This window comes from Microbacterium salsuginis (genome assembly GCF_012524205.1).
Taxonomy (GTDB): Bacteria; Actinomycetota; Actinomycetes; order Actinomycetales; family Microbacteriaceae; genus Microbacterium; species Microbacterium salsuginis.
Map to the genome: position 1 here is coordinate 454,534 of NZ_JABACI010000001.1, position 12,082 is coordinate 466,615.

A 12,082-nucleotide genomic window follows, 5' to 3' on the forward strand; every position below is an offset into this window, starting at 1 on the left:
GGGATGACGGGAGAATCCCGCTTCATCCACTGTTCAGTCACACTGAACCCATGTAAACGCCCACGGGCGGCGGTTGTCAAGCAGGGAAGACCCTTCTCGCTCGCGAAACGAGTGACATCTGCCCCTACCCATATGCGCATGAATGCGTCATGCTGGTCCCGTTGCGACGTTCGTCGTCACTGCACAGCCGCTTAACGCCACAGTGACTGAACGACCCCGGCCCGCAACGCACCTCATCTGGCTCAGCCCGCTGATCGAAGGAGATCACCGATGACAGATTCACCGTCCCCGCGCGACGGCCAGCCGATCGTGTTCCGCAATGGGATCGTCCTCACGATGGATGATTCCCGCACTGTGCTGCCTCGCGGCGACGTGCTGGTCAAAGACGGCAGGATCGCCGAGGTCGGCGTCGAGGTGGCGGCGCCGGACGACGCCTTCGAGATCGATGCCGGCGGCGGCATCGTGATGCCCGGCATGGTCGACACGCACCGGCACATGTGGCAGACGGCGATGCGCGCGTACGGCGCCGACTGGACGTTGACGCAGTACTTCGTCTGGTACTACCTGCAGCACGGGGCGAAGTTCCGCCCTCAGGACTACGCCGCGGGCAATCTGATCTCGGCGCTGGACGCCGTCGAGTCGGGAGTGACGACGAGCGTCGACTGGTCGCACGGGCTGCGCACCGTCGAGCACGGCGAAGCCGCATTCGACGCGCTCGTGTCCTCACCGGGGCGCTTCGTCTTCGCCTACGGCAACATCCACCAGTCGCCGTGGGAATGGACGGCTGACCCCGCCGTGCGGGCGCTCCTGGAGAAGTCGCGAGACGACTCGCGGATGTTCGGCACCCAGATCGCGTTCGACGTCCCGAATCAGAACGAGGAGTTCCCCGAGCTCGCGGCCTACCGTGTCGCCAAGGATCTGGGGCTGCGCGTGACCACCCACGCCGGAGTGTGGGGCGCGACCAATGACTGGGGCATCCGCAACGCCTACGACGCCGGCGTCATGGAGGAGGGCTTCACCTACGTCCATGCCGCCTCGCTCTCTGCCGAGAGCTACCAGAAGATCGCCGCGACGGGAGGCAACGTGTCGCTGGCCACCGAGTCGGAGGACACCTGCGGACAGGGATACCCGCCCCTTCACCACCTTCGGCGCTACGGCATCCCGGCCTCGCTCTCGGTGGACACGAGCGTGTGGTTCAGCGCCGATCTCTTCTCCGCCATGCGGGCCACCGTCAACGCGGACCGTGCTCTCGAGCACTTCCTGGCGCATCAGCTGGAGCCCGCCGAGACGGTCACCCACGTCAAGCTGCGCGCACAGGAGGTCGTCGAGATGGCGACGAGGGGCGGTGCCAAGGCGATCGGCAAGGACGACCTCATCGGCTCGCTCGAGGTCGGCAAGCTCGCGGACGTCGTGCTGCTCAAGAACGAGCACTCCCCCACGTGGGCCCCGCTGATCAATCCCTGGGGGCAGATCGTCTATCAGGCGCAGCGCGGCGACGTGCACACCGTGCTGGTCGGCGGCAAGGTCGTCAAGCGCGAGGGCCGTGTGGTCGCCGGAGACCTGGCGGGAGTCCGCGCGAAGCTCGATGAGACCGTGGCATACCTCGAACGCGAGGTGGGCGACGACTGGAAGGCGGGACAGTTCCCCGACATCCCCGAGCCGGAGGTGCTGTACAACCCCTACCAGTACAAGGACTGACATGGCCCCCGACAGACTCGTCCGCAACCCGGCACCGGTCTTCCCGGGAATCTCCGACAGCGTCCGCGTCTCATCCGGTGACCTGCTGTTCGTCTCCGGAGCCGTCGGCTACGAGGACGACGGATCCGCACCTGCGGATTTCGAGCGCGCGGTCCAGCTGACCTACGCACAGCTGCGCCGGGCGCTCGAGGCCGGTGGCGCGTCATTCGCGGACCTCGTGCGTGTGAACGTCTACATCGTCGGGCTCGACGAGCGGCGCCTCGCGGTCTGGCGGTCGGCTCGAGACCGCATCGTGGGCACGCACGAGCTGCCGGCGAGCACGCTCATCGGCGTTCAGTCACTGGTCGGCGGCGCCCAGATCGAGGTGGACGCGATCGCTGCCGTCTGATTCCGCGACCGCCGCCGACGGCGTCCGCTCAGTTCCCGCCCTGTGCCCGCGTGGTGGCGACCTGATACAGGGCGACGGATGCTGCGATCCCGGCGTTGAGCGACTCGGTGGAGGCCGAGATCGGGATCGACACGATCTGGTCGCACGTCTCGGTCACCAGCCGCGACAGGCCCTTGCCCTCCGAGCCGACCACGATCACGACGGGACGGTCGGCGAGCTCGAGCGCGGGGAGCGACACGTCTCCGCCGCCGTCGAGGCCGAGGACGAACACCCCTTGCTTCTTGAACTCCTTGAGCATCGAGGTCAGATTCGCGGCGATCGCGACGGGGATGCGCGCGGCTGCGCCGGCGCTGGTCTTCCAGGCTGCCGAGTTGACGCTGGCCGACCGGCGCTGCGGCAGGATCACGCCCTGCCCGCCGAAGGCTGCCGTGGACCGGATGATGGCCCCGAGGTTGCGCGGATCGGTCACGCCGTCTAGCGCGACCAGCAGCGGCGTCTGGCCGCGATCGATGATCTGCTCCAGCAGGTCCTGCGGGTGCGCGTACTCGTACGGCGGCACCTTGAGCGCGACGCCCTGGTGCACGCCGTCGAAGCCCGCCATGCGATCGAGTTCGGGGCGCGTGACCTCGAGCACCGGGATCTCGCGGTGGGTCGCGATCGACAGCATCTCTTTGACGCGGTCGTCCATCTCGACGCGCTGCGCGATGTAGAAAGCCGTCGCCGGGATCTTGGCGCGCAGCGCCTCGAGCACCGAGTTGCGTCCGGTGACGGTCTCGGTGTCGTCGTCCTTCTTCGCCGGACGCGACGAGCGCGCCGACGACGTGCCCGGCGCGCCCTTGCCACCGGCTGCGGCGTAGCGCTCAGCAGCGGCCTTGCGCTTGCCCGCCGGGTGCCACGCGCGATCCTCGGCCTTCGGGGTCGGGCCACGACCCTCGAGCGAGCGCTTGTTCTTGCCGCCGGTGCCCTTCGTGGGCCCCTTCTTCTTGCCCCTGCTCGCGCCGGGGCGTCCTGCCTTGTTCATGAGTTCTCCTTCGTGGGCGGACGCTCACCGGACAGCGTCCAGTGAGTACCCTCCGCCGTGTCTTCGAGGGCGATGCCGGCCGCCGCGATCGCGTCGCGGATGCGGTCGGCCGTCGCCCAGTCCTTTGCTGCGCGCGCGTCGGCGCGCTGCGTGATCATGGTCTGCACGAGGGTGTCCAGAGCGGATGCCTCGGCCGAGGCATCCGTCGACGCCCACTGGGGGTCGAGCGGGTCGATGCCGAGGATGCCCGTCATCACCGCGACCTCCGAGAAGGCGCGCAGCGCCGCCTCGCGGTCGCCGGCGTCCAGGGCGGTGTTGCCGTCGCGCACCGTCTCATGCAGTACGGCGAGCGCCTGCGGCACGCCGAGGTCGTCGTCGAGCGCAGCGGCGAACCGGGGCGGGACCTCGGCGTCCACGCGGACGTCGGCCTCTTCCTCGCGCAGCGTGCGGAGCGCACGCTCGAGGAAGCCCCGGATCCGGTCGACGGCCGCCTCCGCCTCGTCGAACGACGAGTCGGTCACGTCCAGGCTCGACCGGTAGTGGGCGGCCGCGAGTGCGTAACGCACGACCAGCGGATCGCGCTCGCGCAGCACGTCCTCGGCCAGCACGAAGTTGAACAGCGACTTCGACATCTTCTGCGACCCGACCGTGACCAGGCCGTTGTGCACCCAGTAACGCGCGAAGCGGTCGCCCGCGGCCGCCGACTGGGCCAGCTCGTTCTCGTGATGCGGGAAGCGCAGGTCGAGGCCGCCGCCGTGGATGTCGAACTCCGGGCCGAGGTAGCGCCGCGACATCGCCGAGCACTCGATGTGCCAGCCGGGCCGCCCGGCACCCCACGGCGACTCCCACGTCGCCGACGCGGGCTCCTCGGACTTGGCACCCTTCCACAGGGCGAAGTCCCGCGGGTCGCGTTTGCCACGCGGATCGGCGTCGGCGGCCGGCTCCATCGCGTCCAGACTCTGCCGGGTCAGCTCCCCGTAGTCGCGCCAGGACTTCACGTCGAAGTACACGTCGCCCGCGGCATCCGAATCCGCCGGCGCGGCATAGGCGTGGCCGGCCGCGATGAGCCGATCGATGAGCTCCTGCATCTGCGGGATCGATGCCGTGGCGCGAGGTTCGTAGGTCGGGGGAAGGATGCCGATCGCCGTGTAGGCGCGCGTGAAGGCGAGTTCCATGCGATAGGCCAGGGCCCACCACGGCTCGCCGTCGGTGGCGTTGGCGAGCACCTTGTCGTCGATGTCTGTCACGTTGCGCACGAAGGTGACGCGGCCGAAGCGGTGCGTCAGCCAACGACGAAGGATGTCGAAGCTCAGCGCGCCCCGCAGGTGGCCGATGTGCGGTGCGGACTGCACCGTCGGCCCGCACACGTAGATCGTGACGTTTCCGGGGTCGAGTGGCACGAAGTCGCGCAGGACCTGCGCCTTGGTGTCATACAGCTGAACCGTCACCGCACCAGCCTACCGGCCGCGTATCCGCTAGAAATGGGAGCGTGCACGTGCTCGCCGTCCTCGCCGCCGCCGTGCTGTTCGGCACCACCGGCACGTCCCAGGCGCTGGGTCCCGAGGGCACGACGCCGCTGTCCATCGGCGTCATGAGGATGGTCATCGGCGGAACCGGCCTCGCCGTGTTCGCCTTCGCGCTCGCCGCCCGCCACGCCCGCAGGCGCCCCGCCGAAGCGAGCCGTCCGGCTCCGGGCCTGCGCCCGATCGCGCTCATGGTGCTCACCGGTGTCTGCCTGGCGGTGTACCAGCCGCTGTTCTTCCTCGGCACGGCCCGTAACGGCGTCGCGGTCGGCACCGTCGTCGCACTGGGCTCCGCTCCGATCCTCGCCGGTCTGCTGGAATGGGCGCTCACGCGACGGATGCCGTCGCCTACGTGGATGGGCGCCACCGCCCTCGCCACGATCGGCGTCGTGCTCCTCGGCTTCGGGGGCGATGCCGGAGGCGCCGGAGGCACCGACGCGGTCGGCCTGCTCGGCTCGGTCGGCGCCGGCGCGTCGTTCGCCGTCATCGCCAACGCGCAGCGACGCCTGCTCGACGAAGGCTGGGATCCGTTCACCGTCGTGGGCGGCATGGGTGCGAGCTCCGCGGCGCTGAGCGCGCTGGCGCTGCCGTTCGTCGACCTCGCATGGCTGGGCACGACCCGCGGCCTCGTCATGGCAATGTGGCTGGGCCTTGCCACCATCGCCATCGCGTACGTGATGTTCACGTGGGGGCTCAGCGGCCTCACCGCGGCGACCGCCGCAACCCTCACGCTCGGCGAGCCGCTCACCGCCAGCGTGCTCGGGATCGCCGTGCTCGGCGAACGGCTCTCGACGCTCGCGATCGTGGGGCTCGTCGTCCTCGCCGCAGGCCTCGCCCTGCTCGCGTGGGGCTCGCGCAGTCCACGCGATCCCGCTCCCTACGCCGTCGAGGCGTGAGGGGCGCGAAACATCGCGGCAACGCGGCCGTGGCACACTGGGCGCGACATGCAGCGCACCATCGAGATCCGCACCGACGACCTCTCCGGCGACGAGACGAGGCGCCTGGTCGCCTTCCACCTCTCCGGCATGCACGACACCTCGCCGGCGGAGAGCGTGCACGCTCTCGACATCGACGCTCTGCAGCATCCGTCCGTCTCCATCTGGTCGGCGTGGATCGAGGGCGAGATCGCCGGCATCGGCGCACTGAAGACGCTCGACGAGGCACGCGGCGAAGTGAAGTCCATGCGGGTGAGCGACCGGTTCCGGGGCGCCGGGGTCGGGCGAGCGCTGCTGCGGCACATCATGGCCACCGCCCGCGAGCGGGGCATGACCAGTCTCTGGCTCGAGACGGGCGCGACGGCGGAATTCCTCGCCGCCCAGCGACTGTACGAGAGCGAGGGGTTCGCGACCTGCGGTCCGTTCGCGGACTACGCGCTCGACCCGTTCTCGGTGTTCATGACGCGCGAGCTCTGACCACAGCGCGTGTCACGCCGGGACGACGACGGCGACCGCGAACGCCGCGACGCCCTCGCCACGGCCGGTGAAGCCGAGGCCGTCGGTCGTCGTCGCCGAGATCGACACCGCCGCACCCCCGAGCGCCGCTGACAGCGTGCGCTCGGCCTCGTCACGGCGAGCGGCGAACCGCGGACGGTTCGCCTGCACCTGCACCGAGACGTTCCCGACGCTCCAGCCGGCTTCGCGCAGGAGAGTCAGCGTCCTGCCCAGGAAGACGTCGGCATGGGCCCCCGCATACTCCGGGTGATCGGTGCCGAAATGCGTTCCGATGTCGCCGAGGCCGGCAGCGGCCAGCAGTGCATCGACGATCGCATGCGCGAGGGCATCCCCGTCCGAATGACCCGACAGAGCAGGCTCGCCGGGCCAGTGCAGGCCCGCGAGCCACAGGTCACCGTCGCCCCCGAATGCATGCACATCCGTTCCCATGCCCACGCGAGGCACAGCCGCGACGGTGGGACCCGCCGCAGGAAGTGGCGCGACGAGGTGGCGTGCACGATCGAGGTCGGCGGCGGTCGTGATCTTGAAGGCGAGCGGATGCCCCGGCACGGCCATGACGGCATGCCCGGCCGCCGCGACCAGCGCCGCGTCGTCCGTGAAGTCCTCGGTGGCTGCGGCATATGCCCCGTCGAGAACGTCTCGACGGAATCCCTGCGGCGTCTGTGCGGCCGACAGCTCGGAGCGGTCCACGGCGGCGACGATCTCGTCGCCGGCCACCCGCTTGAGGGTGTCGATCACCGGGAGCACGGGGATCGCGCCCACCGCCCCGCTCCGGAGCGCCGCGACGACCCGATCGAAGACCTCGGGCGGCGTGAGTGCGCGCGCCGCATCGTGCACGAGCACGATCTCGACCTCGGGCGACAGCGCTGCCAGCCCCGCCGCGACGGACTGCTGACGAGTCGCGCCACCGGCGACGACCGCGACCGTTCCGGCCCGATCACCCGCCGCGGCACGCACGTCGGCGAGCGCGTCGTCCTCACGACCGGGGGGCGCGACGACGACCACATCCGCGCGGGGCGCGGCGAGAACACCGCTCAGCGCGTGGCGCAGGATGCTGCGGTCGTCGATCGCGACGAATGCCTTGGGTCCACCCGCACCGAGGCGGGTGCCCGATCCGGCCGCGACGACGACGACACCCACGCGCGGGACGGAAGGCAGGCTCACACGTCCACGCTACCGGCGTGGTGTGCGTGCGGGCGACAGCCGCGTCAGGAAGCGAGCACCTCGTCGAGGATCACGCTGGCCTGCTCCTCGTCGGTCTTCTCGGCGAGCGCGAGCTCGGAGATCAGGATCTGCTTCGCCTTGGCGAGCATGCGCTTCTCACCCGCCGACAGGCCGCGATCCTGGTCGCGACGCCACAGGTCGCGCACGACCTCGCTGACCTTGATGACGTCACCGGAGGCGAGCTTCTCGAGGTTGGCCTTGTAGCGGCGCGACCAGTTGGTCGGCTCCTCCGTGAAGGGAGCGCGCAGCACCTCGAAGACCTTGTCGAGGCCCTCCTTGCCGATGACATCGCGGACGCCGACGAGGTCGACGTTCTCAGCGGGGACCTCGATGATCAGGTCGCCCTGCGTGACGTTGAGCTTCAGGTACTTCTTCGTCTCGCCCTTGATGATTCGGTCTTTGACCTCGATGATCGTTGCCGCGCCGTGGTGGGGGTAAACGACCGTCTCGCCAACCTCAAAAAGCATGGAGTTATGTCCTTTCGGCAACCTCCAGGATACCACAGGAGAAATACGCTAAGGTTCTCCGCCCCCGGGGTGGGGACCGCCCGCGGAGCCGTTCACCACGCCGCCGACGGCGTGCCCATAGAATGCATGGGAAGCCGTCATCCGTCCCGGGAGGATCTGTGTACTCGCGCCCCATCGCGTCGCTCGCCATCGGAGCCGCGCTCGTCCTCACCGCCACCGGATGCAGCATGATCTCGCCGCAGGCGACCACGATCGAATACTCCGGCGCCGAGGGCACGAACGTCTACGGCGCCGGCCCGGTCGAGGTCCGGAACGCGCAGATCGTCGCCACCGAGGACGGCTCCGAGGGCAACTTCGTCGCCGCGCTGGTCAATGACACCGAGGAATCCCAGACGCTGAACATCGAGTTCCGCGGCGCGGAGTCCGAGATCACCCTGTCGGTGCGCGTGCCCGCGAACACGACGGTGAGCCTCGGCACCGAGGACGAGGATCCGATCCTGCTGGAAGACCTCGACACCCTGCCCGGTCAGGACATCGACGGATACTTCCAGTCCGGCGACGCCGAGGGCGTCCTGGTCTCAGTGCCCGTGCTCGACGGCAGCCTGGACTACCTGGCGCCGCTGGCCCCCTGAACCGCCCCGCCCGACACGGGGCGGAGCTCGGTCCGTCAGCCTTCGAAGCGGTAGCCCAGCCCGCGAACGGTGACCAGCATCTCCGGCGAGCTGGGGTTCTGCTCGATGCGGGAGCGGATGCGCTTGATGTGCACGTCGAGCGTCTTGGTGTCGCCGAAGTAGTCGCTCCCCCACACACGGTCGATCAGCTGCCCGCGCGTGAGCACTCGGCCGGCATTGCGCATGAGCACCTCGAGCAGCTCGAATTCCTTGAGGGGCATGTTGATCTCGGCGCCCTCGACGGCCACCGTGTGGCGGTCGATGTCGAGTACGACGCGGCCGCCCTCCAGCACGCGGTCCTCGAGATCGGTCTCGAGCTGCGAGAACCGCCGCAGAACGGCCCGCATGCGTGCCAGCAGTTCCCGCGCCGAGTACGGCTTGGTGACGTAGTCGTCGGCACCGAGCTCGAGCCCCACCACGATGTCGACCTCGGAGTCCTTGGCCGTCAGCATGATGATGGGAACGGCCGAGGTCGTGCGGATCTGCCGGCACACTTCGGTTCCCGGCATCCCGGGCAGCATGAGGTCGAGGAGCACGATGTCGGCACCGCGCTCGCGGAACGCCGTGAGCGCGGCGGGGCCGTCTTCGGCGATCTCGACGTCGTACCCTTCGCGCCGCAGCAGGTAGGCGAGCGGGTCCGAGAGGTCGGGCTCGTCCTCGACGATCAGAACGCGGGTCATGCAGGGTCTCCGTTCGTGGAAAGCGGGCGTGAGGTCGCACCGGCGGTCGGCCGCTTCTTCTTGCGGCCCCGCTTGGGCGAGGAATCGGCGGCGGGCGCCTCGATCTGGGGAAGGCGGATGGTGAAGGTCGAGCCGCGGCCCGGGCGGGACCACAGCCGCACCTCACCGCCGTGGCGCTGCACCGCGTGCTTGACGATCGACAGGCCCAGACCGCTTCCGCCGGTGCGACGGGCGCGTGCCGGGTCGGCACGGTAGAAGCGCTCGAACACGCGGTCCTGGTCACCTTCGGCGATGCCGATGCCTCGGTCGGTCACGGCGATCTCGACGATGCCTTCTGCGGCCTTCACGCCGATCCCGACGCTCGAGCCGCGCGGCGAGTAGGCGATGGCGTTCGCGATCAGATTGCCGACCGCCTCGCTGAGCACCTGCGCATCCCCGCGCACGTACACGCCGCGGGATCCGCCGCGCACCACCTCCACCCCGGCCGAGTCCGCCTGGATGGCGTGGGCGTCCAGCGCGGAGGCGACGACCTCGTCGACCGACACGTCCTGCTGGGTCAGCTCGTCCGAGGCCTGCAGTCGCGAGAGGTTCATGATGCGCGACGTGAGCAGCGCGAGACGGGATGCCTCGGCCGACAGCCGTGCGGCGAAGATGCGCACCTGCGGCGGATCGTCGGCGGCCGACTCGATCGCCTCGGCGAGCAGGCTGACCGCGCCGACCGGGGTCTTGAGCTCGTGGCTGGTGTTGGCGACGAAGTCGCGTCGCATCTCTTCGACCCGCTCACGCTCGGTGATGTCGCGCAGCACGAGGAGGGTGAGTCGAGGCGAGATGCGGCTCGCGCGCACCACCACCAGGCGCGGCTCTGCCGGGGGCGCGCCGCGGCGCAGCCGCAGGGTCTCGGTCGCCGTCGAGTCGCTGTTGCGCACGCCCCGTGCGACGGCACGCAACTCGTCCGAGGGCAGCGCTCTGCCCTCGATCAGCTCGAACGGCACAGCAGCGGCCGACGCCGCGAGCACTGTCGACGAGGCGTCCACCACGACGGCCGCGTCGTCCATGCCGTGCAGCACTTCACGGACGCCGTCGGGGATGTCCAGCGAGGTCTCGGCGCGCGCGCGATCGCGTGCACGCAGCGAGACGACGATGACCGCCGAGATCGAAGCCCCGATGACGATGCCCGCCAGGAGGGCCAGCAGCGCGAGCTGCGTGGTGTGCATGCAAACAGCGTAGGGGCATGCCGGACGGGCTTCCGTCCGGGCGCCGGGGAGCACCGAGGGGCGCCGACTACTATTCACCACGGCGGCACCATCCGTTAACCTTCGCTGACGAGAATCGCCGAGGCGCGGGGCAGGTGCGTGCCCGGAATCAGAAAGGTGCTCGCATGCGCGAAGTGTTCCACCAGTCGCTCGAAGACGTCCAGGGACGTCTCGTCGAGATCGCCGAACTCGTGACGGTGGCGATCGACAAGGCGACACGGGCCTTCGGCACGAGCGATGTCGCGCTCGCCGAGGAGGTCATCGAGGCCGACGCCGTCATCGACGAGAAGGCGATCGCGCTGGACGAGCTCGCGATCGAGATCCTCGCCCGCCAGCAGCCGGTCGCGCGCGACCTGCGCATCGTCGTGAGCGCGCTGCGCATGAGCGCCTCGCTCGAGCGCATGGGCGACATCGCCGAGCACATCGCGCAGCTGACGCGCATGCGGTTCCCCGAGCGCGCGATCCCCAAGGGCCTGAAGTCCACGTTCCTCAAGATGGGCGAGCTCGATGTCGAGGTGGCCCGCCAGCTGGCGGAGCTGCTGCGCACGCAGGATCTCGCGATGACCGAGGCGATCCGCAACGCCGACGACAAGCTCGACGAGCTGCACCTGTCGGTCTTCGAGAAGGTCCTCAGCGACAGCTGGCAGGGCGAGGCGTCGGCGACCGTCGACGCGACGCTGGCCAGCCGCTACCACGAGCGATTCGCCGATCACGCCGTGTCGGTCGCGAAGAAGGTCGCCTACCTCTCGACAGGCGACTGGACCACGTCGACCGACGCGATCGACATCGTCGCGCCGCAGGAGTAGGCCGGTAGGTCTCTACGCCGTTCGTTGAGCGAGCGGAGCGAGACGAAACGCCCTGGATGCGTCCGGGGCGTTTCGTCTCGCTCGCTCAACGGGCGACGGGTCAGGCCTTGCCCTGGTTGGCGACCGCGGCAGCACCGGCGGCCGCGGCCTCGGGGTCGAGGTACTCCCCGGCGCCGATCGGCGTGAGGTCCTCGTCGAGGCGGTACACCAGCGGGATGCCGGTAGGGATGTTCAGCTCCGCGATGTCGGCGTCGCTGATGCCGTCGAGGTGCTTCACGAGGCCGCGCAGCGAGTTGCCGTGCGCGGTCACGAGCACCGTCTTGCCCGCCCGCAGGTCGGGGACGATGTCGCTGTGCCAGTACGGCAGCATGCGGTCGATCACGAGCTTGAGCGACTCGGTGTCGGGCACCTCGCCGTCGATGCCGATGTAGCGCGGGTCACCCGCCTGGCTGTACTGGTCGTCGGCGGGCAGCGGCGGCGGCGGAACGTCGAACGAGCGCCGCCACAGCATGAACTGCTCCTGACCGAACTCCTCGAGCGTCTGCGCCTTGTCTTTGCCCTGCAGGGCACCGTAGTGGCGCTCGTTCAGACGCCACGTGCGCTTGACCGGGATCCAGAGCCGATCCGCGGTGTCTAGCGCGATGTCGGCGGTCTGGATCGCACGGCTGAGCAGCGATGTGTGGAGGACGTCCGGCAGGATGCCCGACTCGGCGAGCAGCTGACCGCCGCGCGCGGCCTCGGCCTTGCCCTGCTCGGTGAGGCGGACATCGACCCAGCCCGTGAACTGGTTGGTCTTGTTCCACTCGCTCTGGCCGTGTCGGAGGAGGATCAGCGTGTAGGGCGCGGTCATGGCCCCCATGATATCCGCGCCGGGCACACTCCCCCGGCCGGTGACGGTCG

General features: G+C 69.7%; 13 protein-coding genes. 6 read left to right on the forward strand and 7 right to left on the reverse strand.

All coding sequences use genetic code 11. The features are described 5' to 3' along the window. The first annotated feature begins 270 nt into the window (after nt 1-270). Together HF576_RS02215 and HF576_RS02220 are read left to right on the forward strand one after the other, a co-directional pair. Nucleotides 271-1,698 carry an amidohydrolase family protein gene (locus HF576_RS02215; RefSeq protein WP_168911144.1) on the forward strand — a complete coding sequence of 476 codons (1,428 nt, stop codon included), beginning with the start codon at nt 271-273 and terminating at the stop codon, nt 1,696-1,698. Between the two features lies 1 nt (nt 1,699). Further along, entirely contained in the window at nt 1,700-2,086 is a 387-nt protein-coding gene (locus tag HF576_RS02220) for a RidA family protein (protein ID WP_168911145.1), read from the forward strand. 28 nt (nt 2,087-2,114) lie between these two features. Here the strand turns inward: HF576_RS02220 and rlmB are convergent, their stop codons facing one another. Beyond that, nucleotides 2,115-3,107, reverse strand: a complete 993-nt coding sequence (gene rlmB / locus HF576_RS02225) for a 23S rRNA (guanosine(2251)-2'-O)-methyltransferase RlmB (protein ID WP_168911146.1) — start codon at nt 3,105-3,107, stop codon at nt 2,115-2,117. Next, a complete protein-coding gene (gene cysS, locus HF576_RS02230; RefSeq protein ID WP_168911147.1) occupies nt 3,104-4,555 on the reverse strand; it encodes a cysteine--tRNA ligase in 1,452 nt (483 codons plus the stop codon). Before cysS ends, rlmB begins: the two co-directional genes overlap by 4 nt. A gap of 41 nt (nt 4,556-4,596) precedes the next feature. On the opposite strand from cysS, the gene HF576_RS20675 reads away from it, so the two are divergent. Together HF576_RS20675 and HF576_RS02240 are read left to right on the forward strand one after the other, a co-directional pair. Beyond that, a complete protein-coding gene (locus HF576_RS20675) occupies nt 4,597-5,526 on the forward strand; it encodes an EamA family transporter (RefSeq protein WP_168911148.1) in 930 nt (309 codons plus the stop codon). 48 nt (nt 5,527-5,574) lie between these two features. Beyond that, the gene (locus HF576_RS02240; protein ID WP_168911149.1) at nt 5,575-6,042 is read left to right on the forward strand and encodes a GNAT family N-acetyltransferase; all 468 of its coding nucleotides are present in this window, start codon (nt 5,575-5,577) and stop codon (nt 6,040-6,042) included. A gap of 12 nt (nt 6,043-6,054) precedes the next feature. Here HF576_RS02240 and ispD read toward each other — a convergent pair whose 3' ends face one another. Then, nucleotides 6,055-7,245: a 2-C-methyl-D-erythritol 4-phosphate cytidylyltransferase gene (gene ispD / locus HF576_RS02245; RefSeq protein WP_168911150.1), complete on the reverse strand. Its 1,191-nt coding sequence runs from the start codon at nt 7,243-7,245 to the stop codon at nt 6,055-6,057. A gap of 44 nt (nt 7,246-7,289) precedes the next feature. Continuing rightward, nucleotides 7,290-7,772: a CarD family transcriptional regulator gene (locus HF576_RS02250; protein WP_127820162.1), complete on the reverse strand. Its 483-nt coding sequence runs from the start codon at nt 7,770-7,772 to the stop codon at nt 7,290-7,292. Between the two features lie 158 nt (nt 7,773-7,930). Here HF576_RS02250 and HF576_RS02255 point away from each other — a divergent pair, with 158 nt between their 5' ends. Next, nucleotides 7,931-8,404, forward strand: coding sequence for a DNA modification methylase (locus tag HF576_RS02255; protein WP_168911151.1), 474 nt, complete (start codon nt 7,931-7,933; stop codon nt 8,402-8,404). Nucleotides 8,405-8,439: 35 nt separating this feature from the next. Here the strand turns inward: HF576_RS02255 and HF576_RS02260 are convergent, their stop codons facing one another. Further along, on the reverse strand, nt 8,440-9,123 hold the full coding sequence (locus HF576_RS02260) for a response regulator transcription factor (RefSeq protein ID WP_168911152.1): 684 nt from the start codon (nt 9,121-9,123) through the stop codon (nt 8,440-8,442). Further along, the gene (locus HF576_RS02265) at nt 9,120-10,337 is read right to left on the reverse strand and encodes a sensor histidine kinase (protein WP_168911153.1); all 1,218 of its coding nucleotides are present in this window, start codon (nt 10,335-10,337) and stop codon (nt 9,120-9,122) included. The genes HF576_RS02260 and HF576_RS02265 overlap by 4 nt, the downstream gene beginning before the upstream one ends. A 164-nt stretch (nt 10,338-10,501) precedes the next feature. Between HF576_RS02265 and phoU the strand changes: the two genes are divergently transcribed. Beyond that, entirely contained in the window at nt 10,502-11,182 is a 681-nt protein-coding gene (gene phoU / locus HF576_RS02270) for a phosphate signaling complex protein PhoU (protein WP_168911154.1), read from the forward strand. A 100-nt stretch (nt 11,183-11,282) separates the two neighbouring features. On the opposite strand, the gene HF576_RS02275 is transcribed toward phoU, so the two are convergent. Continuing rightward, nucleotides 11,283-12,032 (reverse strand): phosphoglyceromutase, encoded by a 750-nt coding sequence (locus HF576_RS02275; protein WP_168911155.1) that lies wholly within the window; start codon nt 12,030-12,032, stop codon nt 11,283-11,285. Nucleotides 12,033-12,082 lie beyond the last annotated feature (50 nt).